General features: G+C 70.0%; 25 protein-coding genes and 1 tRNA gene. 11 read left to right on the forward strand and 15 right to left on the reverse strand.

Going from position 1 to position 20,353, the window contains the following annotated elements:
- The first annotated feature begins 26 nt into the window (after positions 1 to 26).
- Both dnaE and E1292_RS50740 read left to right on the forward strand, forming a co-directional pair.
- Complete coding sequence (gene dnaE / locus E1292_RS00335) at positions 27 to 3,578, forward strand: DNA polymerase III subunit alpha (protein WP_132590750.1); 3,552 nt, start codon at positions 27 to 29, stop codon at positions 3,576 to 3,578.
- A gap of 17 nt (positions 3,579 to 3,595) precedes the next feature.
- Entirely contained in the window at positions 3,596 to 3,916 is a 321-nt protein-coding gene (locus E1292_RS50740; RefSeq protein ID WP_165974292.1) for a DUF6300 family protein, read from the forward strand.
- 73 nt (positions 3,917 to 3,989) lie between these two features.
- On the opposite strand, the gene E1292_RS00345 is transcribed toward E1292_RS50740, so the two are convergent.
- A tRNA-Ser gene (locus tag E1292_RS00345) sits at positions 3,990 to 4,079 on the reverse strand.
- A gap of 24 nt (positions 4,080 to 4,103) precedes the next feature.
- Between E1292_RS00345 and E1292_RS00350 the strand changes: the two genes are divergently transcribed.
- Positions 4,104 to 4,457, forward strand: coding sequence for an STAS domain-containing protein (locus tag E1292_RS00350; RefSeq protein ID WP_165974293.1), 354 nt, complete (start codon positions 4,104 to 4,106; stop codon positions 4,455 to 4,457).
- A gap of 42 nt (positions 4,458 to 4,499) precedes the next feature.
- Here the strand turns inward: E1292_RS00350 and E1292_RS00355 are convergent, their stop codons facing one another.
- The 6 genes from E1292_RS00355 to E1292_RS00380 are packed head-to-tail and all read right to left on the reverse strand — an operon-like array spanning position 4,500 to position 9,079.
- Positions 4,500 to 5,345: an NUDIX hydrolase gene (locus E1292_RS00355; RefSeq protein WP_132590756.1), complete on the reverse strand. Its 846-nt coding sequence runs from the start codon at positions 5,343 to 5,345 to the stop codon at positions 4,500 to 4,502.
- Positions 5,346 to 5,355: 10 nt separating this feature from the next.
- A complete protein-coding gene (locus E1292_RS00360; RefSeq protein ID WP_246089810.1) occupies positions 5,356 to 6,093 on the reverse strand; it encodes a M15 family metallopeptidase in 738 nt (245 codons plus the stop codon).
- A gap of 29 nt (positions 6,094 to 6,122) precedes the next feature.
- Entirely contained in the window at positions 6,123 to 6,599 is a 477-nt protein-coding gene (locus E1292_RS00365) for a universal stress protein (RefSeq protein ID WP_132590758.1), read from the reverse strand.
- Between the two features lie 13 nt (positions 6,600 to 6,612).
- A complete protein-coding gene (locus E1292_RS00370) occupies positions 6,613 to 6,849 on the reverse strand; it encodes an SPW repeat protein (protein ID WP_132590760.1) in 237 nt (78 codons plus the stop codon).
- Positions 6,846 to 7,274, reverse strand: a complete 429-nt coding sequence (locus tag E1292_RS50745; RefSeq protein ID WP_165974294.1) for a hypothetical protein — start codon at positions 7,272 to 7,274, stop codon at positions 6,846 to 6,848. Before E1292_RS50745 ends, E1292_RS00370 begins: the two co-directional genes overlap by 4 nt.
- Positions 7,271 to 9,079 (reverse strand): MDR family MFS transporter, encoded by a 1,809-nt coding sequence (locus tag E1292_RS00380; RefSeq protein WP_132590762.1) that lies wholly within the window; start codon positions 9,077 to 9,079, stop codon positions 7,271 to 7,273. The genes E1292_RS50745 and E1292_RS00380 overlap by 4 nt, the downstream gene beginning before the upstream one ends.
- 108 nt (positions 9,080 to 9,187) lie before the next feature.
- On the opposite strand from E1292_RS00380, the gene E1292_RS00385 reads away from it, so the two are divergent.
- From E1292_RS00385 to E1292_RS00395, 3 genes are all read left to right on the forward strand, one after another.
- Positions 9,188 to 9,754 carry a TetR/AcrR family transcriptional regulator gene (locus tag E1292_RS00385; protein ID WP_132590764.1) on the forward strand — a complete coding sequence of 189 codons (567 nt, stop codon included), beginning with the start codon at positions 9,188 to 9,190 and terminating at the stop codon, positions 9,752 to 9,754.
- Positions 9,755 to 9,893: 139 nt separating this feature from the next.
- Entirely contained in the window at positions 9,894 to 11,225 is a 1,332-nt protein-coding gene (locus tag E1292_RS00390; protein WP_132590766.1) for a glycoside hydrolase family 6 protein, read from the forward strand.
- A gap of 93 nt (positions 11,226 to 11,318) precedes the next feature.
- Complete coding sequence (locus tag E1292_RS00395; protein WP_132590768.1) at positions 11,319 to 12,305, forward strand: LLM class flavin-dependent oxidoreductase; 987 nt, start codon at positions 11,319 to 11,321, stop codon at positions 12,303 to 12,305.
- A 10-nt stretch (positions 12,306 to 12,315) separates the two neighbouring features.
- Here the strand turns inward: E1292_RS00395 and E1292_RS00400 are convergent, their stop codons facing one another.
- From E1292_RS00400 to E1292_RS00410, 3 genes are all read right to left on the reverse strand, one after another.
- Positions 12,316 to 12,753: a DUF8820 family protein gene (locus tag E1292_RS00400; protein WP_220446584.1), complete on the reverse strand. Its 438-nt coding sequence runs from the start codon at positions 12,751 to 12,753 to the stop codon at positions 12,316 to 12,318.
- Between the two features lie 10 nt (positions 12,754 to 12,763).
- Positions 12,764 to 13,834 carry a DUF6745 domain-containing protein gene (locus E1292_RS00405; RefSeq protein WP_132590772.1) on the reverse strand — a complete coding sequence of 357 codons (1,071 nt, stop codon included), beginning with the start codon at positions 13,832 to 13,834 and terminating at the stop codon, positions 12,764 to 12,766.
- 75 nt (positions 13,835 to 13,909) lie between these two features.
- The gene (locus E1292_RS00410; protein ID WP_132590774.1) at positions 13,910 to 14,266 is read right to left on the reverse strand and encodes a helix-turn-helix transcriptional regulator; all 357 of its coding nucleotides are present in this window, start codon (positions 14,264 to 14,266) and stop codon (positions 13,910 to 13,912) included.
- 244 nt (positions 14,267 to 14,510) lie between these two features.
- On the opposite strand from E1292_RS00410, the gene E1292_RS00415 reads away from it, so the two are divergent.
- Complete coding sequence (locus E1292_RS00415) at positions 14,511 to 14,900, forward strand: STAS domain-containing protein (protein ID WP_165974295.1); 390 nt, start codon at positions 14,511 to 14,513, stop codon at positions 14,898 to 14,900.
- 29 nt (positions 14,901 to 14,929) lie between these two features.
- Here the strand turns inward: E1292_RS00415 and E1292_RS00420 are convergent, their stop codons facing one another.
- Together E1292_RS00420 and E1292_RS00425 are read right to left on the reverse strand one after the other, a co-directional pair.
- Positions 14,930 to 15,391, reverse strand: a complete 462-nt coding sequence (locus E1292_RS00420; protein WP_132590778.1) for a VOC family protein — start codon at positions 15,389 to 15,391, stop codon at positions 14,930 to 14,932.
- Positions 15,388 to 15,975 (reverse strand): DinB family protein, encoded by a 588-nt coding sequence (locus E1292_RS00425; protein WP_132590780.1) that lies wholly within the window; start codon positions 15,973 to 15,975, stop codon positions 15,388 to 15,390. The genes E1292_RS00420 and E1292_RS00425 overlap by 4 nt, the downstream gene beginning before the upstream one ends.
- Positions 15,976 to 16,034: 59 nt before the next feature.
- On the opposite strand from E1292_RS00425, the gene E1292_RS00430 reads away from it, so the two are divergent.
- Positions 16,035 to 17,018 carry a helix-turn-helix transcriptional regulator gene (locus E1292_RS00430; RefSeq protein WP_132590782.1) on the forward strand — a complete coding sequence of 328 codons (984 nt, stop codon included), beginning with the start codon at positions 16,035 to 16,037 and terminating at the stop codon, positions 17,016 to 17,018.
- On the opposite strand, the gene E1292_RS00435 is transcribed toward E1292_RS00430, so the two are convergent.
- Positions 17,019 to 17,492 carry a carboxymuconolactone decarboxylase family protein gene (locus E1292_RS00435; protein WP_132590784.1) on the reverse strand — a complete coding sequence of 158 codons (474 nt, stop codon included), beginning with the start codon at positions 17,490 to 17,492 and terminating at the stop codon, positions 17,019 to 17,021. It lies immediately after the preceding gene.
- Between the two features lie 247 nt (positions 17,493 to 17,739).
- Here E1292_RS00435 and E1292_RS00440 point away from each other — a divergent pair, with 247 nt between their 5' ends.
- Together E1292_RS00440 and E1292_RS00445 are read left to right on the forward strand one after the other, a co-directional pair.
- Positions 17,740 to 18,144: a hypothetical protein gene (locus tag E1292_RS00440; protein ID WP_220446585.1), complete on the forward strand. Its 405-nt coding sequence runs from the start codon at positions 17,740 to 17,742 to the stop codon at positions 18,142 to 18,144.
- A 35-nt stretch (positions 18,145 to 18,179) separates the two neighbouring features.
- Entirely contained in the window at positions 18,180 to 18,485 is a 306-nt protein-coding gene (locus E1292_RS00445; protein WP_132590786.1) for a hypothetical protein, read from the forward strand.
- 11 nt (positions 18,486 to 18,496) lie between these two features.
- On the opposite strand, the gene E1292_RS00450 is transcribed toward E1292_RS00445, so the two are convergent.
- Complete coding sequence (locus E1292_RS00450; protein ID WP_132590788.1) at positions 18,497 to 19,447, reverse strand: helix-turn-helix domain-containing protein; 951 nt, start codon at positions 19,445 to 19,447, stop codon at positions 18,497 to 18,499.
- A 70-nt stretch (positions 19,448 to 19,517) separates the two neighbouring features.
- Here E1292_RS00450 and E1292_RS00455 point away from each other — a divergent pair, with 70 nt between their 5' ends.
- On the forward strand, positions 19,518 to 19,850 hold the full coding sequence (locus tag E1292_RS00455; RefSeq protein WP_132590790.1) for a cupin domain-containing protein: 333 nt from the start codon (positions 19,518 to 19,520) through the stop codon (positions 19,848 to 19,850).
- Positions 19,851 to 19,953: 103 nt separating this feature from the next.
- Here E1292_RS00455 and E1292_RS00460 read toward each other — a convergent pair whose 3' ends face one another.
- Positions 19,954 to 20,346, reverse strand: a complete 393-nt coding sequence (locus E1292_RS00460; RefSeq protein ID WP_132590792.1) for a hypothetical protein — start codon at positions 20,344 to 20,346, stop codon at positions 19,954 to 19,956.
- Between the last annotated feature and the right edge of the window lie 7 nt (positions 20,347 to 20,353).

Genomic DNA, 20,353 nt, shown 5'->3' on the forward strand with positions numbered 1-20,353 from the left:
CGGGCAGAAGTGAGGTCGGTGGACGGGTGAGCAAGTCGTTCGTGCATCTGCACGTACACACTGAGTACAGCATGCTGGACGGGGCGGCCAAGATCAAACCGCTGTTCAAAGAGGCGGCGCGGCTTGATATGCCGGCCATCGCCATGTCGGATCACGGCAACATGTTCGGTGCGTACGAGTTCCAGAAGGTGGCGAAGGACAGCCCCGTCAAACCGATCATCGGCATCGAGGCCTACGTGGCGCCGGAGTCCCGGTTCTTCAAGAAACCGGTCTTCTGGGGTTCTCGTGCCGAGACCGGTGTCGCGGACGGCGAGGGCGGCAAGGACGTCTCCGGCGGCGGCCGGTTCACCCACATGACCATGTGGGCGAAAGACGCGGACGGGCTGCGCAACCTGTTCCGGCTGTCGTCGCTGGCGTCGGTCGAGGGTTACTACGGCAAGCCCCGCATGGACCAGGATCTGGTCGCGCAGCACGCGTCCGGGATCATCGCCACCACCGGCTGCCCGTCCGGCGCCGTACAGACGCGTTTGCGGCTCGGCCAGTACGACGAGGCCGTCAGGGTCGCCGGCGAATACCAGGAGATCTTCGGCAAGGAGAACTACTTCCTGGAGTTGATGGACCACGGCATCGACATCGAGCGGGAGGTGCGGGCCGACCTGCTGCGGCTGGCCAAGCAGCTCGACATCCCGCTGCTGGTCACCAACGACTCCCACTACGTCACCGAGGACCAGGCCGACGCCCACGACAGCCTCCTGTGCGTCGGCGTCGGCAAGAACAAGGACGACCCGAACCGGTTCCGGTTCAACGGCTCCGGCTACTACCTCAAGCCGGCCGACGAGATGTACGCGCTGTTCCCCGAACTGCCGCAGGCGTGCGACAACACGCTGCTGGTCGCCGAGATGGTCGGCGACTACAGCGACGTGTTCGCCCAGGTGGATCGCATGCCTGACTATCCCGACGTGCCCGAGGGCGAGACGCAGGAGTCGTGGCTTCGTCAGGAGGTGGAGCGCGGCCTGGAGATGCGGTACGGCACCCCCGTCCCCGCCGAGGTGATGGAGCGGTACGAGACCGAGATGAAGGTCATCGGGCCGATGGGCTTCTCCTCCTACTTCCTCGTGGTGGCCGACATCTGCCGATACGCGCGGGACAACGGCATCCCGGTGGGTCCCGGTCGCGGCAGCGCCACCGGATCGATCGTCGCCTACGCCACGCGGATCACGGAGCTCGATCCGCTGGAGCACGGCCTGCTGTTCGAGCGGTTCCTGAATCCGGAGCGGATCAACCCGCCGGACGTCGACCTCGACTTCGACGACCGCCACCGGGACCGGATGGTCAACTACGTCACCGACAAGTACGGCAGCGCGATGACCGCGCAGGTCAACACGTTCGGCACGATCAAGGCCAAGGCCGCCGTCAAGGACGCGTCCCGCATTCTCGGCTACCCGTTCGCCGTCGGTGACAAGATCACCAAGGCGATGCCGCCGGACGTCATGGGCAAGGGCGTCCCCCTGGCGGACATGTTCAACGAGGATCACCCGCGCTACAACGAGGGCGGTGAGATTCGCGCGCTGTACGAGAGCGACCCGGACGTGAAGAAGGTGATCGACACCGGCCGCGGCATCGAGGGACTGATCCGCGGCACCGGTGTGCACGCGGCCGCGGTCATCCTGTCGTCGGCGCCGCTGATGGACCTGATCCCCTTGCACCGGCGGGACAAAGACGGTGTGATCATCACCGGGTTCGACTACCCGTCGTGCGAAGACATGGGCCTGGTCAAGATGGACTTCCTGGGGCTGCGCAACCTGGGCATCATCGACCACGCCATCAAGATCATCGAGCAGAACCGGGGCATCACGCTCGACACCCTGACCATCCCGCTCGACGACGCGAAGACCTACCAGCTCATGGCGCGCGGGGACACCCTGGGCGTGTTCCAGCTCGACGGCGGCCCGATGCGCCAGCTCCTGAAACTGATGGAGCCGACCCGGTTCGAGGACATCGCCGCCGTGCTCGCCCTGTACCGGCCGGGCCCGATGGCGGCCAACGCGCACACCAACTACGCGCACAGGAAGAACGCCCGGCAGGACATCGAGCCCATCCACCCGGAGCTGAAGGACGCCCTGGACCCGATCCTGGGCCCGACGTTCCACCTGCTCGTCTACCAGGAGCAGATCATGGCCGTCGCGCGGGAGCTGGCCGGCTACACCCTGGGCGGCGCCGACCTGCTGCGTCGCGCCATGGGCAAGAAGAAGAAAGAGATCCTGGACGCGGAGTTCGCCAACTTCCAGAAGGGCATGCGCGCCAACGGCTACAGCGACGACGCCATCCAGGCCCTGTGGGACGTCATGCTGCCGTTCTCCGGCTACGCCTTCAACAAGTCCCACACCGCCGGGTACGGCCTGGTCGCCTACTGGACCGCGTACCTGAAGGCCAACTACCCCGCCGAGTACATGGCCGCCCTGCTGACCTCCGTGGGAGACGACAAGGACAAGGCGGCCGTCTACCTCGCCGAGTGCCGCAAAATGGGCATCCAGGTCCTGCCCCCGGACGTCAACGACAGCCAGCTCGACTTCGTCGCGGTCGGCGACACCCAGGTGCGGTTCGGCATGGGCGCGGTTCGCAACGTCGGCGAGAACGTCGTCGACGCGATCGTGAAGGCCCGTAAGGAGAAGGGCCTCTACCAGGACTTCAACGACTTCCTCGGCAAGATCCCGCTGACCGCCTGCAACAAGCGGGTCATCGAGTCGTTGATCAAGGCAGGGGCGTTCGACTCGCGCGACCACCCGCGCAAGGGCCTGCTCATGGTTCACGAACAGGCCGTCGACCAGGTCAGCGGCATCAAGAAGCAGGAGGCGCACGGCCAGGACTCACTGTTCGGCGGCCTGGCCGACGCGGGCGCCGACGAGGTGTTCACCGTCACGGTCCCCGACATGGAGTGGGACAAGAAGACGAAGCTCGACTTCGAGCGGGAGATGCTCGGCCTGTACGTCTCCGACCATCCCCTGGCCGGCACCGAACGGATCCTGGCCAGGAACCGCGACACCACGATCGCCGACCTGCTCGAGTCCGGCCGCGACGACCGCGGCGACATCGCCGTGTGCGGCCTCGTCACCAAGGTGGACAAGAGAGTCAACAAGGCCGGCAATCTCTGGGCGATCGCCACGGTCGAGGACATGGACGCCGCCGTCGAGTGCCTGTTCTTCCCCAAGAGCTACGTGCTGTACGCCGACTCGCTGCGCGAGGACATCGTGGTGGCCGTCCGTGGCCAGATCAACAACCGGGACGGCGCCATCAGCATCTTCGCGACGGATCTCACCCCGATCGACGTGTCCGGCGTCAACAGTGACGGCGCCCCGATCACCCTCCTGCTCAGGGAGGAACGCGTCACCCCGCAGTTGCTCGAAGAGCTCCGGCACGTGCTGAAGCTGCACGAGGGCAAGGTCCCGCTGCACATCAACCTGAAGCGCCCGGCCGGGAAGACCATGGTGCTGGCGGTGCCGGACTTCCCCGTCAACGCGGAGCCCAGCTTCGCCGCCGATGTGAAGGCGCTGCTGGGGCCGGAAGCAATCACGCTGTGAACCAGCGGGTGGATGTGGTGACGTCGGCAGAGCCGCCTGTGTGCCCGCGCTGCCGCGGTGAGGCGCTGCTGTGGGCCCGGGTCCCGTACGGGTGGGCCAACAGGGAAGGCGGGCGGGTGGCTGGGCGCACGGGGGTGGTGCTGTGCCCGGCGTGCGACGCGCAGGCGCCGAACGCGGCCGCGCTGATCACCTGGTTCCATGTCCACGGCCAGGCCGACGACGAGGACGAGGAGTTCGTGCGCCTGCTGGTGGGGTGGGCCACCAGCGTGTCCGTGCCGCCGCTGGACGAGCACGCGCCGGAGGCCGAGATCGAGCGGTGGCTGCGCGGGGACCTGTAGTGACACGGCTCGCCCCGCCGGCCGGACGACCCGGCGGGGCGGCCCTCAACGGCACTTCAGCAGCTCTGAAGCGTGGCGGAGGGTGTGGGATTCGAACCCACGAGGCCATCGCTGACCTGGCCGCTTTCAAGGCGGCTGCACTCGTCCACTATGCGAACCCTCCCGTGCGGAAACCACGATAGCGGCTGTGGTGGCAGGGGTGTACGTTCAGGAGGTGGCGGATCTCGACGTCGAGGTGGAGCGCGGGCGGTGCCGCGCGCTGGTGCGGCTCGACGGTGACCTCGACAAGCTCACGGCGCCGCTGCTCAAGGAGTGGCTGGTCAAGCTCTACACCGAGGGCTTCGTGCAGGTCGTCATCGACACCTCCAGGCTCGAGTTCTGTGACTCCAGCGGGTTGTGGGTGCTGGTGGAGCACCGGCGCAGGGTGGCCGAGCACGCCGGGTCGTTACGGCTCGTCGGGGTGCACGGCGTGCTGCAGCGGGTGCTCGACGTGACGCGCCTCGGTGCCGCCTTCGACAGCGTCGCGTCCGCCGACTGCTGACCCGCCCGCACCTGCCTCGCATGCCCGGGCCACCCGCGGGCCCTACGCGCCGAGCTGGGCCAGCAGCCACTTCGGGCCCATGGTCTCGGCCCCCAGCGCGCCGACCCGCTCCTTCAGCTCTCGGTCGGCGGTGACGACGACCACGCGCTCCCACGGCCTGGCCCTGCGTACGACGTCGACGATCGCGTCGTCGCCGCTGCCGGTGGCGGCGACCACCTGGATGCCCGGGACGTCCGGCGCGTTCCTCGCCGCGCCCTCGACGACGGCCACCATCCTGGGGAACCACTGGGCCAGCACCGGATGCGCCAGACGGCGCCGGGAGACGTCCTGGAGCAGGCGGGTCGCCGCGCCGAGCCGGTCGTGCCACCAGCCGTGCTCGGCCCGCGCGCCGACGATGTTGGCCACGTCGAGGACGATGATCTCGGGCTTGATCGCCGCCTGCACCTCGCCCCAGGTCGCGGCGAAGCCCGGATGGAGGTTCCTGCCGGTGACCTCGGGCAGCGGCAGCCAGCGCAGCTCGTCGCTCTCGGCGTTGGCGGGCGCCGCGGCCAGCAGCTCGGCCGACTCGGCGATCACCGTCTCGAACACCCACCCGCCGTGGTCGTCGAGGTAGACGCCCTGCACGCGGAGCGCGTCGCCGGCGAGCGCGGCCTCCTCGCGGGCCTCGCGCAGCGCGCTGGTGACGGCGTCCTCGTGGCTGTCGCGGGCTCCGCCCGGCAGGCCCCACGTGCCGCCGTGGTGGCTCCACACGGCGCGTTTCTGCATGAGCACGTGCGGGACGCCGCGGTCGTCATGGTGTACGACGAGAAGCCCCGACGCGCCGTGGATGCCCCAGTGGCGGTGCCCCAGGGCGCATTCGGTCCAGCCGTCGCCGTCTCTGGCCGTCATGGCGTGATGCTCAGCCTCCGCCCTTGGAGAAATGCTGGTAGTCCTTGGTGCCCGACCAGTAGCCGCCCCACTCCCAGCCGACCCGGGCGAACGCCTTGACGACCTTGTCACCAGGATTTATCACACCTTTACCCTTGGTCGGGCGCTCAGTGAACTTTTTCGCATTTTGGTGTGCAGTGTTGCCACTTGCGGTGACATAGGGGTTCTCGCGGGGATTGATGTCTATCGCTTCCCCATAGGCGTGATTGGACCAGTTGCTCGATCCGGTGGCCCGGCGGCAGTTGAAGGCCGAGGTGTTGTCGGCGTCGATCGAGTCGTAGTCGTCCGCTTTGTACGCGTCGACCAGCTTCATCTGCCGGATCGGCCAGCGCCAGTCGTACAACTTCTCGAAGACCGTCTCGATGTCGTCGGTGACCGTCTTGCGCACCACCAGCTCCCCGGTGTGCGGCTTGTCGTCGAACCCCCAGTACGTCAGCGTGACCAGCCGCAGGTCGCGGTAGGAGACCGGGCAGCCGGCCTGCCATGAGTACGGCAGCCGGTCGCGGGTGACCCGGGAGACCTTGGAGCTGAACGGCGGCGGGCCCGCCGGCTTCGACGTGGGCGTGACGGCCACGGGCCTGGGCGTCTCGTGTGCCGGATCGGACGCGGGAGGGACGGGAACGGAGGTCGTGGGCGACGCGCCCTGCTCCTGAGCTCCACACGAAACGGACGCGAGCACCACGAACGCCATGGCGGCAGTACGTTTCATCTGGCCACCATATGCGACGTCGGAGCAGGTCAGGGGACGACCAGCACCGTACGGCGAGCCCGTTTGGCCAGCTTGGCCGCGACCGAGCCGCCCAGGCGGGAGCGCGAGCGGCCCACCACGATGGCGTCGGCCCGGTAGGCGCCCGCCAGCGTCTCCAGCTCGCGCGCCGCGTCACCGCGCACGCTGACGAACCGCCAGGGGACGCCCGCGCCCTTCAGTTCGTCCCTGAGGTCCTCGGTCAGGTCGGCCGCCGCGTCGGGGATGACGGGCGACCCGGCGAAGAACCACAGTGACGGGCTGTAGAGCGACTCCACGAAGGCGACGACGAGCGCGGCGTCGTCTCTCCGGGCGAGCCCGGCCGCGTACGCGAGCGCGTTGCGGCTCGGGCCCGATCCGTCGTATCCCACGACGAGAAGGCCGGCGCCGTCCTTGCCGATCTCGAACCGCCCTGCGGGGAGCCGGCCTTCCAACGGCTCCCAGTGGGGGTCCGTGCCACTGCCGAACACGGCTTGTCTCTCGTCAGGCGTCGGCGTGCTTGCCGCGGCGGGTCAGCTCGCGCAGCGCGTCGGCCGCGTAGATCACGAGGGACACGAACGAGAGCGCGGCGATCGAGCCGCCGAGCCACAGGTCGTTGACGGTCGCGTCCGCGTAGGCCGCGCCGCGTGGCTGGTAGCCGACCACGAAGGGGGCCGCGACGAGCCACAGGCCGCCGAGGAACAACAGGACGAGGGCGGATACGCCCAGCTTGGCCTTCAACGGTTCTCCTCCACTCCCACCAGGGATCCCTTGCCGTTCGGGCGGTGGTCGCCGCTCGAACGCGGGGTGTTGGTCAAGTCCTCGCGCAACGCCTCGACGAGGGGGGCGAGCAGGGTGGCCAGCTCCGCGGACGACGCCTGCGGCGCGGGGGCGGGCACCGGCTCGGGCACCGGCTCGGGGACGCGCCGCCTCACCTCCACCAGGCCGCGCGCCACCAGGTCCGCGTGGATGGCCAGCACGAACGCGATCGTGCCCGCCAGCCCCACGACGGCCACGCCGAGGCCGGTGAAGAACTCGGACCGGGTGGCGTCCGTCCAGTCGCCCGTCTCCGGCTGGGTGCCGAGGGCGAAAGGCGCGATCATCAGCCACAGCCCGGCCAGGGCGGCCAGGGCGGCCGTGACGGCGCCGACAAACTTGCGAATCATTGCGAGATTCCTCCCGTTACAAGGTCTTTCTGCGGTGGCGCGGCCTGCGCGATCAGGGCGCGTGAGGTGGGCCGCAACACGTCCTGGGCGACCGACCTGGCCCGTTCCCGCTCGGAGCGGCCGTCCGGCGGCGCCATCCTCGCGACCGCGGTGAGCAGCGCGGAGCGCTCGCCGTTCGTCCGCTCGATACGCTGGGCCACGAGCTCCAGCAGCAGCCCGGCCAGCACCAGGTCGTCCTTGCTGAGCGGCTTGGGGTCGGGCGGCGCCGCCATGGTCGACCCGCGCAGCGGCAGCTCCTTGAGGAAGATCGTGGCCACGAACCCGAGCAGGGCGATGGGCACGCCCACCATGAACACGGTTTCCAGGCCGCGCGTGAACGACTCCAGCACGATGTGTCTGATCGGCTCGGGCAGCCGCTGGATGGCGTCGGGGCTGCCGAGCTTGACCTCGGAGCCGCCGGGCAGCGCGATGTGCGCGGCCCGCAGCATCTCGGCCATCTCGTCCTTGAGCCGGTTGGTCAGGATCGCGCCGAACGCGGCCACGCCGACTGCGCCGCCCAGCGAGCGGAAGAACGAGACACCCGACGTGGTGGAGGCCATGTCACGCGGCTCGGAGCCGTTCTGGGCGGCCAGGATCAGCATCTGCATGGACATGCCGAGCCCGGTGCCCAGCACCGCGACGTCGAACCCGATGAGCCACTCGCTGGAGTCGACGTGCAGCCTGGACAGCAGGAGCAGCCCGGCGGCCACCACCAGCAGGCCCGCGACAGGGAAGAGCTTCCACCTGCCGGTCTTGGTGACGATCTTCCCGGAGACCACGCCGGACACGAACAGCGCAGCCACCATGGGCAGCGTCATCAGACCGGAGTCCGTCGGGCTGAGGCCCTTGACGATCTGCAGATACTGCGGCAGGTAGATCATCGCGCCGAACATCGCCATGCCCACGAAGAGCGAGGCGAGGCTGGTGAGCACGAACGTACGGTTGCGGAACAGCCGCGGCGGCAGGATGGGGTCGCGCGCGGTCCGCTCGGACAGCACGGCGAGCGCCAGCATGAGCAGGCCGATCGCGGCGAGGAAATAGGTCCAGACCGAGTTCCACTCGAACTCGTTGCCGCCGAGCGTCAGCAGCAGCATGAGCGCGCTCGCGCTGGCCGTGATGGTCGTCGCGCCCCAGATGTCGACCGAGGTCTTCCGCTTGACGACCGGAAGTTTCAGCACCTTCTGGATCACCAGGAAGGACACGATGGCGAACGGCACGACCACGTAGAAGCACCAGCGCCAGCCCAGCCAGTCGGCGTCCACGATGAACCCGCCGAGCAGCGGCCCCGCGACCGTGGAGATGCCGAAGACCGCCCCCATGTAGCCGGAGTACCGGCCGCGCTCGCGGGGCGAGACGATGTCGCCGAGGATCACCTGGGACAGCGCCGACAGGCCGCCGACACCCAGGCCCTGCACGGCCCGCGCCGCGATGAGCTGCCCCATGTCCTGGGACATCCCGGCGACGGCCGATGCGGCGACGAACAATCCCAGCGCGGTCTGGAAGAGCAGCTTGCGCCCGAACAGGTCGGACAGTTTCCCCCACAACGGCGTGGACACCGTCATCGTCAGCATGGTCGCGCTCGCGACCCACGAGTACTGGTCCTGACCGCCGAGTTCCCCCACGATCGTCGGCAGCGCGGTGCCCACCACGGAAGTCGAGATCATCGACGTGAGCATCGCGAGCATCAGCCCGGACATGATCTCGAGAATTTCGCGGTGGGTGTACTGCCGCTTCGTGGAGGTCGCGGTATGTGCCTGGGCTACCAAGACACCACATCCCCCTTGAAAACGTCCTTACCCGGTGGAGTATACGCCCGTTTACTAGCCGCGCGGCAAGTGGGTCGTCGCCCACGCGCCGCCGACTAGAGTTCTGGTATGGACGCCCAGGCAACGGAGGCGGGAGCCAGGCCGCGCGACCGGGAGGCCACGCGCGAGCGCATCTTGCAGGCGGCCCGCACCTTGTTCGGTGAGCACGGCTACGAGACGGTGACCGTACGCATGATCGCCGCGGCGGCCGAGGCCAACGTCGCCCTGGTGGGCCGCTATTTCGGCTCCAAGGCCGGGCTCTTCGACGCCGTCCTGCAGGGCGAGCCGACGCTCGGCAACCTGTTCGAGGGAGACGCGGAAGCCCTGCCGCGCCGGCTGGCCGAATACGCCGCCGAGCGCATGCGGCGACCGCCGGACAGCCCGATCCTGCGGGCGCTCGAACGTTCCGCGGCCCACCCCGAGGTGCGGGCCGTGGCCCGTGAGCGCCTCATCACCGCCGTGCTCAATCCCATCGTCGAGCACCTCGACGGTCCCGACGCGCTGGTCAGGGCTCGCATGGCCACCGCAGTCTTCCTGGGCATCGGCGCCACCCGCCGCCGCCTCGGCCCGCAGGAGCCCACGCCGGCCGACGTCGACCGCCTCACCGCGGTCTTCGAGGCGTGCCTGGCCGGCTGAAAGTTTCAGCTCCCGAGGCGGCTCTGGCCTGGGGTTATGGCGTGATGATCGATCCGATGTCTTGGTGCGGGCGGGGATGGCTACCTACGATCCGGAGTGCCGGTGGGAGCGCTCCCACACGACGGACGGAGTAAAACCCATGTCTCGCAGGAAGCCCCTGTTGGCGGTGCTCCTCGCCGCGGCCGCCACGGCCGCCGCGGGGGCGGTCGTCCTCTCCTCGTCCACAGCCAGGGCCGCCGACTCCGCTTTCTACGTGGATCCCCAGACGAACGCCGCCGAATGGGTGGCCGCCAACCCGGGCGACAGCCGTACGCCCGTGATCAGGGACCGGATCGCCGCCGTGCCGCAGGGCAGGTGGTTCGCCACGTACAACCCCTCGACCGTGCGCGGCCAGGTCGACGCGTACGTCGGCGCGGCAGCGGCGGCGGGCAAGAACCCCATCATGGTCGTGTACGCCATGCCGAACCGCGACTGCGGCGGCGCCAGCGCGGGCGGCGCCCCCGACCACGCCGCCTACCGGGGCTGGATCGACGAGATCGCCGCCGGGCTCGGCGGCCGGCCCGCGACCATCGTGCTGGAGCCCGACGCGCTGGCGATCATGTCCAACTGCATGAACTCCTCCGAGCAGGCCGAGGTCCAGGCCTCCATGGCGTACGCGGGCAAGAAGTTCAGGGCCACGTCGTCGCAGGCCAAGGTGTACTTCGACGTCGGGCACGACGCCTGGCTGTCCGCCTCGGAGGCCGCGGCCAGGCTGAACGGCGCCGACGTTGCCGGCAGCGCCGACGGCATCGCGGTCAACACCTCCAACTACCGGTCCACGCCCGGCCTGGTGTCGTACGCGAAGAGCGTGATCGCGGCGACCGGCGTGTCCGGGCTGAAGGCGGTCATCGACACCAGCCGCAACGGCAACGGCCCTTCCGGCAGCGAGTGGTGCGACCCGCCAGGACGCGCGACGGGCATCTGGAGCACCACGGACACGGGTGACGCGGCCATCGCCGCCTTCCTGTGGGTCAAGCCGCCCGGCGAGGCCGACGGGTGCATCGCGGCCGCCGGGCAGTTCGTGCCGCAGCGGGCGTACGACCTGGCCATGGCCGCGCCCTCGCCCACGGTCAGCCCCACGGTCACGCCGACCGTGACACCCACCGTGACCCCCACGGCAGGCCCCGGCGGGTGCACGGCGACGTACAAGGTGACGAGCGAGTGGCAGGGCGGCTTCCAGGGCGAGGTCACCGTCACGAACACGGGCTCGTCCCCGCTCGGCGGCTGGCAGGTCGGCTGGACGTTCCCCGACGGGCAGACGATCTCGCAACTCTGGAACGGCACCCTGTCCGGCGGCGGCGGCTCCGTCTCCGTCACCAACCTCGGCTGGAACGGCGCCGTGGCGGCGGGCGGCAGCACCACGTTCGGCTTCCTCGCCGCTCACAGCGGTCAGAACGGCACGCCGTCCGGCCTCACCTGCACCGCTTCCTGATCGATCGCCGGGCCCCGCCGGGGCCCGGCGAAATATCCGCGTCCCGCACGATGTTGCACAGAGCCATCCGCACTCCTCGAAAGGCGCGTACCCATGGCTCTGCCGCTGTCCATTCTTGATCTAGCGCACATCGGCGAGGGCGAGACGGCGCGCGACAGCTTCACCGCGAGCGTGGCGCTCGCCCAGCGCGCGGAAGAGCTCGGCTACAAGCGCATCTGGTACGCCGAGCACCACAACATGCCGAGCATCGCCTCCTCGGCGACGAGCGTGCTGATCGCCCACGTCGCCGCGCACACCAGCACCATCCGCCTCGGCGCGGGCGGCGTCATGCTCCCCAACCACGCGCCGCTGACCATCGCCGAGCAGTTCGGCACCCTGGAGACCCTCCACCCCGGGCGCATCGACCTCGGCCTCGGCCGGGCGCCGGGCAGCGACCAGCAGACCATGCGCGCCCTGCGCCGCAGCCCCGCCTCCGCCGATTCGTTCCCGCAGGACGTGCTCGAACTGCAGGGCTACCTGACGGGCGAGTCCCGCATCCCCGGCGTCGACGCCACCCCCGGCAAGGGCACCGACGTGCCGCTCTACATCCTCGGCTCCTCCCTGTTCGGCGCCCAGCTCGCGGCGGCCCTCGGCCTGCCGTACGCGTTCGCCTCGCACTTCGCGCCCAACGCGCTGGAGGAGGCCGTGGCCGTCTACCGGCGCGACTTCAAGCCGTCCGCGCAGCTCGACCGGCCGCACGTCATCGCGGCGCTCAACGTGATCGCCGCCGAGACGACGGAGGAGGCCGAGGAGCAGTTCCTGGCCTCCAAGCGGCTCAGGGTGACCCGGTTCCTCGGCCGGGGGCGCACGTTCACGCAGGAGGAGGCCGACATGATCCTGGAGTCGCCGGCCGGGCAGCAGATCGTGCAGATGGCCAAATACTCCGCCGTCGGCAACCCGGCCGAGGTCGAGGCTTACGTCGCCCGCTTCGCCGAGCACGCCCGGGCCGACGAGCTGATCGTCGCCTTCGCGGCCGTCGACAGGAAGGCCTGGATGCGCTCGGCCGAGCTCCTGGCGGAGGCCCACGGCCTGCGCGCCTGAGCGATCGGGGTCAGTCGGCGACGAGGCGCATCCTGCGGCCTTCGCGCTCGCGCTGCCGCCGCACCACGTACGTGCCCGGCGCGCACCCCGTTCCTCCATGCTCGGGGTGCAGCAGGTAGACGGTGGCCTGCGCCTGGAACATGCCGATCGCCAGCCGGTCGGAGTCCAGCACCTGGTCCGTCCACAGGCACGTGCCGGGGTCGGCGACGAGCGTGTGCGGGTTGCCGCCGGCCTCGCCGCGCAGCAGCTCGACGCCCGCCGACGGCACCGGCTCCCACCTGGCGCCGGGCCGGGCCCTGACGGAGCCGGCGACCATCGCGAGCGGGATGACGATCAGGTCGCCCTGGGCCTGGAGGCCGTCGACGACGGGGATGCGGACCGACTGCTCGAGGTGGTCGAGCACGGTGAGCCCGGTCCGCCGGGTCAGGGAAGCAAGAGTCACGTTCATGGTCATCACCTCAGGTTCTGCGCTGGAGTCCGGAGTAGTGCTCGGCGGACAGCCCGTAGGTCCAGCCGGCGGCGGCGATCGGATCGTCGAAGGCCGGCACGGTGAGCCCGTAGCGGCGCCGGTGGCCGTCGCGTTCGACGGATCCGTTGACGGCGAGGAGCACCCTCGTTCCCCCTCGCATGTCGTAGAGCTGCAGCTCGCAGCCCGGATTGCCGGGGTCGGGCGCGGCGGCGACGAGCCGCAGCCTGGCCTTCTCGACGTACGAGGCCCAGCCCATGTGCTCGATCGCGCACCGCCTGACCTCCACGTTCGGCTCGTCCGCGATCCGCCGCACGCTCGGATCCGTGATCACCCAGGCGGGCACCGGCATGCCGTGCCAGGCGTGCAGGTCCCAGCCGTCCGCGTACCGCACGGCCGGGCCGTCCGCGCAGTGCGGCCGGACCTCGCCGTTCTCGCCCCACACCTCGGTGTGCAGGGCGACGGGACGTTCGGAGACCACGCACGTGTCCTCCCTGGGCCACCACCAGCCGCACGACGTGGTCGCGGCCGTCCACAGGTCGAGACGGCGCAGCTGCTCGCCGGTGAAGACCGCGCCGGCGGCACGGCGCAGCGCGTCGTACTCGGCGATCCAGGAGACGTACAGCGTGTCGTACCAGACGCGCCGGAGCACCGGCGACTCGTGCGCCGCGTTCAACGCCGGGACGAGGGTGCTGGTGACGGACCGCTGGAGCGGGAAGAACGTCGTACGGCGGATGACCTGGTCGAGCGGCTGCTGACGCTGTCTGGTCCGTGCGTCGAGCTCGTGGCGCAGCGTGCTCGCCAGCGTGGACAGCCGTCCGGGCACGGGCCACTCGGCCAGGCGGTCGACGGTCTCCCAGGCGCGGGTCCCCGGCGGCACGGTCGCCAGGCCCTTGGCGGGCGACGAGACCCAGTGGAAACGGGGTGGGGGCAGGCCGATCAGGCGGTAGAGCCCTGAGATGGCGGCCTCTGCGGCCGGACGGTCGGCGGGCCGCGTCGACAACGCCCGGCCCAGCCATGTTTCGCGGATTGCGGCAGCTTCCCGCTGCACGTGGACGCTCACCGGATGCGGGTGGCGTCGTCCTTTCTCACGATCATGGATGAATAGTGACAGATCGGCGTCGGCCGTGTCCAGCGGCTAGCGGGCCTGGCCCCGCTCCTCGGTCGTCGCGAGGGTGGAGGTGCCGCCATCGGGTAGCTCGCGGTGGGTGAAGATGTCGATCAGCGCCTGCACGGGCATGTCGGCCTCGGTGTGGTGGCGGAATCTCAGGCCGGGCTCGATGTGGTAGTGGTTGCGGCGGCCGACCCTGTTGCGCTGGATGTAGCCGGCCCCCTCCAGGTCGGAGACGATGCTCTGGGCCGCGCGCTCGGTGATGCCGATCGATGCGGCGATGTCACGGACCCGCACTTGCGGGTCGACGGCGATCGCCAGGAGCACCCGGGCATGGTTGGTCAGGAACGTCCATGCTGTGCGACGCGTGCCCTCGTTGTCCATCCCCGTGCGGCTCCTCCCGGCGTTGAGCTGACCAGCAGTATACGGTGACCTGCAGCTCGTTGCGCGAAGTTTGATTGCCGAAAAGCTATTCCGGTATTGTTCTTACTAGTTTACCGTAGAGGTGTCCAGCCGCCCAGGTTTGGACCCCGTGAGGATCAGGGGGGATGCGATGTCGCACGCGAGGCATACCGTCAAGCCGCGACCGGCTTACGGATCGCGTCGCCCGACGAGCGCGGCTCGGCACGTGCGCCGAGACCGTCACACGACGACACCCGACACCTTGTGCGCCGACGAGGGCGACATGGTGTTGTCAGCGCCTCCGCCCACGCCGGAGCACCTGTTGTACGTGGATGACATCCTGCAGGTCACCTGCACCGTCAAAGCCGGGCCCTCCGTGATCAATCTCATCGGTGAGATCGACTCCAGCAACAGCGGAGAGGTCCTGCGCACGCTGACCGAGGCCCGCTACATCGACGATCAACTGATCATCGACGTCAGCGGCGTCACCTTCGCCGACGTGTCGGCCGTCCGGGCCCTGCAGTCCTTCGCCTCCGGCGGCTCAGCCACCATCCGCAACGCTCAGCCGCAGCTGAACCGCCTGGCGGGACTGCTCGGCCTGACCCTTTTCGACTGACGACCCGCCCCCGTTCCTGCGGGGGCGGGTCAGTCCAGGCAGAAGTCGTTGCCCTCGGGGTCGGTCATCACGATGAAGCCGGCGCTCATCGGGAGATCGGGTTCGTGGCGGCGGACCCGCGTCGCGCCCAACGCGACGAGCCGGTCGCACTCGGCCTCCAGCGCCGCCATCCGCTCGTCTCCCTCCAGTCCCGGAGCCGCGCGGACGTCGAGGTGAACGCGGTTCTTGGCCACTTTGTCCTCCGGCACCCGCTGGAAGAACAGCCGCGGGCCCGGCCCGTCGGGATCCTCGACGGCCGACGCCATGTTGCGCTGGTCCTCCGGCACGCCGGCCCGCGCGAGGAAGTCGTCCCACGCGGCCAGCGGGTCGGCTCCCTCGGGCACGTCGACCCCGGGAGGGCCGGGATGGACGTAACCCAGCACGTCACGCCAGAAGGTCGACAGCGCCTTCGGGTCGTGGGCGTCGAAGGTGACCTGGATCTCGCGGCTCATCGGGTCGCTCCGTTCGCGGTGGCCTGCGTGCGCAGGTAGAGGTCGCGCAGCAGGCAGACCTCCGACAGGTGGTGGATCAGCTCCCGGTGGATGTGCAGCACCAGGTCGGCCATGGGCGCGTCGGGGTAGGGCTCCTTGTCGCCGACCGGGACCAGGAGCCCGTCCTCGCCGAGGCCGCGCACCCCGGCCAGCCAGACGTCGAGCTGGGTCTCGAGCTGGTCGAGCGCGGTGGCCGCGCCGCCGGCGTACTCCCAGGTCTCGTACGACGCCGGCGGCGCGCCGAAGTGCGCCGCGTTGCGCATGGCGAGCACGCCGACGATGACGTGGCCGAGTCGCCAGGCGATCGTGGTGAAGGGCGCGGGGGACGGCTCGGGAAAGGCGTAGTCGATCGTGAAATTCCCGGCGCCGGCCTGCACGGGCGCCGTCGAAGTGCCGCGGGGCCGCACGCTCCAGGCGTCCGGCACCGGTGACCAGAGGTATTCGTCGTCGGTGAGGCCGTCGAATCGGGGCCTGAGGTGATGGTTCCAATGCCACTCCGCCTGCTCGCGCAGCGTGCGGTTCCAGTCGAGTGCTTCTCTGTCCATGAAGTCACTGTCCCCTCTCCAGCGGACAGGATCGGTCCGCTATCTGGCAGGGTGGACACATGGACGTGGCGAACGGTGCGGAGCGGGGGACGACCGAGCGGGTGCTCACCCTGCTCGGGCTGCTGCAGCAGCGCCAGGTCTGGACCGGCCCCGAGCTCGCCGACCGGCTGGGGGTCACGCCGCGCACCGTACGCCGTGACGTCGAGCGGCTGCGCACGCTCGGCTACCCGGTGCACGCCACCCAGGGCGTCGGCGGCGGTTACCGCCTGGGCCGCGGGCAGGACCTGCCGCCGCTCCTTCTCGACGACCAGGAGGCCATCGCCACCGCGGTCTCGCTGCTCGCCGGCGCGGGCGGCGCGGTCGCCGGCGCCGGCGACGCCGCGCTGCGGGCGCTGACCAAGCTCGACCGGGTGCTGCCCACCCGGCTGCGGCACGAGATCCGCGCCCTGTCCGGCTCGGTCGAGTCGTTCGGCGGAGGCCGCACGCCGGTCGACCCCGAGGTGCTCATGACTTTGGCCCGGGCCTGCCGCGACGAGGTCGAGGCCGGCTTCGACTACCCGTCAGGCGACGAGGTGCGACGGCGGCGGGTCGAGCCCTACCGCCTCGTCGCCTCCGACCGGCGCTGGTACCTCCTCGCCTACGACCTCGACCGCGACGGCTGGCGCAGCTTCCGCGTCGACCGGATGATCGACGTGACGGCCCGGACCTGGCGCTTCCGCCCGCGCCGGGCGCCCGACGCGGCGGCGTACGTGCAGGAAAGCGTGGCGAGCCGGGTCTACCCGCACCAGGCGCGCTTCCTCGTGCACGCCCCGGCCGGCACGGTTCGCGCGCAGGTCCCGCCGTCGGCGGCCGTGGTGCGACCGCGCGGAGCCGGGCAGTGCGAGGTGCTCAGCGGCGCCGGCAACCTCGACCTCGTGCTCATGCACGTGCTCCTGCTGGGGCACGGCTTCGAGGTGCTCGACCCTCCGGAGCTCGGCAGGCGCTGCCGCGAGCTGGCGGAGAGGCTGCTCGCGGCAGGCACGGCCGACGCCGGACCGGTGTGATCACCCCCACTGGCCGGGCTGGTAGGCGCCGGCGGGCTGCTGGGTGATGATGTTCAGCCGGTTGACGGTGTTCATGATGGCGACGAGGGACACCAGAGCGGCGAGCTGGTCCTCGTCGTAGTGCTTGGCGGCGTTCGCCCAGGCCTCGTCGGTGACGCCGCCGGCCGCGTCGGCGACGCGGGTGCCCTGCTCGGCCAGCTCCAGCGCGGCCCGCTCGGCGTCGGTGAAGACCGTCGCCTCCCGCCACGCCGCGACCAGGTTGAGGCGCACCGAGGTCTCCCCGCGGTGCGCGGCCTCCTTGGTGTGCATGTCGACGCAGACGCTGCAGCCGTTGATCTGGCTGACGCGCAGCGCCACCAGCTCCTGCGTCGTGGCGGGCAGGGGCGAATCGTTCACGACCTTGCCCGCGGAGAAGACGTACTTCGAGAACTTCGCCGCGACAGCGTTGTTGTGGTAGTCGAAACGGGTGTCCATGGATGATCTCCTTGCCGGTTGTACGGTTACACCGCATCGACGACGCGGCCCGGCGAGATGTGATGTGATCCGCGTCTCCCTCATGGCGAGCCATGGCTCAGCCGCCTGACCTTTTCGCCGGCAAATTCTCCGTAGCCAGGCTTTCACGGAAACTCCGGCAGGGTCCCGGCGACGTTGTCCGCGTTTTGCGGGTGACACTAAGCTCGGCGGCGACGGTGAAATGCCTGGCCCGAAATCGGAGGCGTTAGTGGGATTTTTCGCGAGAAATGCGCTGCGGCTGGCGGCGGTCGTGATGGCCGGTTGCGGCGTGGTGCTGACCGGCGCCGTCAGTTCGGTGGCAGAACCACGACCTCCTTCTCAGCTCGCCCGGCTGACCGGCGCTGACCTGGGCACGGTCATCACCATGATGCCCGGCCTCTTCTGCGGCAACCGGCTCGTCGCCTACAACTCTCCTTCGTCCAACTCGCCCACGAAGTGCGTCAACGGCGCCGAAAACAGCGGCAACTCCACCAACAGCGGCAATTACCACAACGAAGGCGATCCCATCAACAGCGGAAACTTCGCGAACGGGAACGGCTCCACGGGCAGCAACAACGCGACCAGCAGCGGCAACGCGGCCAACGGGTCCCAGACCCACTCGGTGCGCCGATGACGCACCACGCGCGGACATTCGGAAGGATGGAAAAGGTGAGCAGGGCCGGACTGCTCCTCGCCGGTTGCGGGCTGGCGGTGCTCGCGGCCGGGACACCGGCTTCTGCCGAGCACCAGGTGCTCATGGTTGATTCCGCGTATTCCGCGGCGGAGGCCGGAAACCCCCGGCCCAGGGGGAACGCCAGGAAAACGGGAAATTACTGGAGCAAGGGCCGGTCCGTCAACAGCGGCAACTTCTCCAACGTGATCGATTCGTACAGGTCCAACAATTCGCTACGCGGCAGCGCCAACAACGTCAACGGCCCGCAATGGCTCATCGTGAGATCCGGCGGAGGCAAGTGAGGTCGCCGCCGTCAACGTGGCTTGGCCCGGAACGCCCGGCGATAGGCGCCGGGCGTTGTGCCCAGGGCGTTGAGGAAGCGCCTGCGGAGGTTGGTGGCCGAGGAGAGACCGACGCGGCGGGCGACGGCGTCCAACGGGAGGTCGGACGATTCCAGCAGGTCCTGGGCCGTGGCGATCCGCTGCGCGAGCAGCCACTGCCCCGGGCTGGTGCCGAGCTGGTCGACGAACCGCCGGGTGAGCGTACGCGTCGAGAGGCCCGCGTGCGCGGCCATGCTCTCGATGGTGACCGGTTCGCCGAGCCGTCCGGCGACCCACTCCAGCAACGGCGCGAGCGTGCCGTCGATCTGAGCGGGGTGCGGCGGCGCCGAATACTGCAACTGCCCGCCCTCGCGGTGCGGCGGCATGACCATGGTCCGTGCGATGTGCGCGGCATACCAGGCGCCCTGGTCGCTGCGTACCAGGTGCATGCACAGGTCGATGCCGGCCCCGGCGCCGGCGCTGGTCGCCACGTCGCCGTGGTCGACGTACAGCACGTCAGGGTCGAGCAGGACGCCCGGGAAGCGCCCGGCGAGCTTGTCCGCCAGTGCCCAGTGCGTGGTCGCCCGCCGCCCGTCCAGCAGACCGGCGTACGCCAGCGCGAAGGCGCCGGAGCAGATGCTGACCACCCGCGTGCCGCGGGAGTGCGCCCGGCGCAGTGCCTGGACGACCGCGGGCGAGGGCGGATCGTCGGCGGGCAGCCAGCCCGGGACGATCACGGTGTCGGCACGGTCGAGCGCGTCCAGCCCGTCGGCCACGAGCATGTCGTAGCCGGCGTGCGTCGCGACCCGGCCGGGACGCTCCGTGCACACGCTGAAGGTGTACCGCGTGGGGAGCCCTGGCCGCTCGATCCCGAACACCTGGGCCGCGCAGCCGAGCTCGAAAGGGGACTGCGGTGGGCGGATCAGTGCCGTTACCCGATGCATGGCGTGAAAGTACCGCATGATGTCTTTCCTGACACTCGGCGGGGGCACGGTCGGCCGCCAGGCTGGCACTATGACGACAGAACAGAGCACCTCTGCCTATGTGTGGGCCGCCGTCCAGGACGCCCCGGTTCGCGAACTTTTCCCGGGCATCCGGGCGCGGATGTTGTGGGAGGGCGACAACGGCGCGAAGGCCTGCGTGCTGGAGATGGACGCGAACACCTGCTGGCAGGGCATCGACGTCCACGAACCCGGCCCCGAGGAGGTCTTCGTGGTCTCCGGCGTCTTCAACGACGGCGACCGGGACTACCCGGCGGGCTCCTTCATCCACGCCCCCGCTGGCTCCTCGCACGTGCCGCAGACGACGACGGGCTGCACGCTGTTCCTCTTCTACCCGGAGGGCTGACCGCCGGACGGGCTCCCGGCGTCACCAGGCGCCTGCCGCTTTCTCGGACGGCAGAAAGGAGCCACCCGGTGGTCCCGGGTGGCTCCGGCGACGGATGTCCCGGTCAGAACACCGTCTCGACGTTCGCGGAACGTACCGTCCACGGCGGCCCGCACGTGCCGCGCCCGGTGAACCGGTTCCCGGCGAAGATGATCGGGCTGGCGAACTGGTAACCGTCGGAGCAGGTCACCACGACCCTGATCGCCCCGCTGAACACCGAGCAGTCGATGTCGATGTAGTACGCCGGGATGGGGATGTTGCGGGAGCACGAGTAGGTGGCGGCCAGCGACGCCGCGCCGTCCTTGCCCGGGACGTCCGGGAGGGCAGCGGTCGACTGGTCGGCGAACCCTCGTTCGGGCGCCGCGGCGGCCGAACCCGTGCGGAGCGCGACGGAGAACAGCAGTGCCGCGAGCGCGGCCAGCACGCCGATGAGCGTTCTTCTCGCATGTACAGCCATGTGATCG

The sequence above is a fragment of the Nonomuraea deserti genome, assembly GCF_004348685.1.
In the GTDB taxonomy this organism is placed as follows: domain Bacteria; phylum Actinomycetota; class Actinomycetes; order Streptosporangiales; family Streptosporangiaceae; genus Nonomuraea; species Nonomuraea deserti.

What these genes read in the sequence shown, in the direction of transcription:
- E1292_RS00430 (WP_132590782.1), top strand. Translation starts at nt 16,035, where the DNA reads ATGGACGTGGCGAACGGTGCGGAGCGGGGGACGACCGAGCGGGTGCTC.
- E1292_RS50745 (WP_165974294.1), bottom strand. Translation starts at nt 7,274, where the DNA reads ATGATTCGCAAGTTTGTCGGCGCCGTCACGGCCGCCCTGGCCGCCCTG.
- E1292_RS00400 (WP_220446584.1), bottom strand. Translation starts at nt 12,753, where the DNA reads ATGAACGTGACTCTTGCTTCCCTGACCCGGCGGACCGGGCTCACCGTG.
- E1292_RS00455 (WP_132590790.1), top strand. Translation starts at nt 19,518, where the DNA reads ATGACGACAGAACAGAGCACCTCTGCCTATGTGTGGGCCGCCGTCCAG.
- E1292_RS00385 (WP_132590764.1), top strand. Translation starts at nt 9,188, where the DNA reads ATGGACGCCCAGGCAACGGAGGCGGGAGCCAGGCCGCGCGACCGGGAG.
- E1292_RS00360 (WP_246089810.1), bottom strand. Translation starts at nt 6,093, where the DNA reads ATGAAACGTACTGCCGCCATGGCGTTCGTGGTGCTCGCGTCCGTTTCG.
- E1292_RS00420 (WP_132590778.1), bottom strand. Translation starts at nt 15,391, where the DNA reads ATGAGCCGCGAGATCCAGGTCACCTTCGACGCCCACGACCCGAAGGCG.
- E1292_RS00450 (WP_132590788.1), bottom strand. Translation starts at nt 19,447, where the DNA reads ATGCATCGGGTAACGGCACTGATCCGCCCACCGCAGTCCCCTTTCGAG.
- E1292_RS00390 (WP_132590766.1), top strand. Translation starts at nt 9,894, where the DNA reads ATGTCTCGCAGGAAGCCCCTGTTGGCGGTGCTCCTCGCCGCGGCCGCC.
- E1292_RS00410 (WP_132590774.1), bottom strand. Translation starts at nt 14,266, where the DNA reads ATGGACAACGAGGGCACGCGTCGCACAGCATGGACGTTCCTGACCAAC.
- E1292_RS00355 (WP_132590756.1), bottom strand. Translation starts at nt 5,345, where the DNA reads ATGACGGCCAGAGACGGCGACGGCTGGACCGAATGCGCCCTGGGGCAC.
- E1292_RS00460 (WP_132590792.1), bottom strand. Translation starts at nt 20,346, where the DNA reads ATGGCTGTACATGCGAGAAGAACGCTCATCGGCGTGCTGGCCGCGCTC.
- E1292_RS00425 (WP_132590780.1), bottom strand. Translation starts at nt 15,975, where the DNA reads ATGGACAGAGAAGCACTCGACTGGAACCGCACGCTGCGCGAGCAGGCG.
- E1292_RS00395 (WP_132590768.1), top strand. Translation starts at nt 11,319, where the DNA reads ATGGCTCTGCCGCTGTCCATTCTTGATCTAGCGCACATCGGCGAGGGC.
- E1292_RS00435 (WP_132590784.1), bottom strand. Translation starts at nt 17,492, where the DNA reads ATGGACACCCGTTTCGACTACCACAACAACGCTGTCGCGGCGAAGTTC.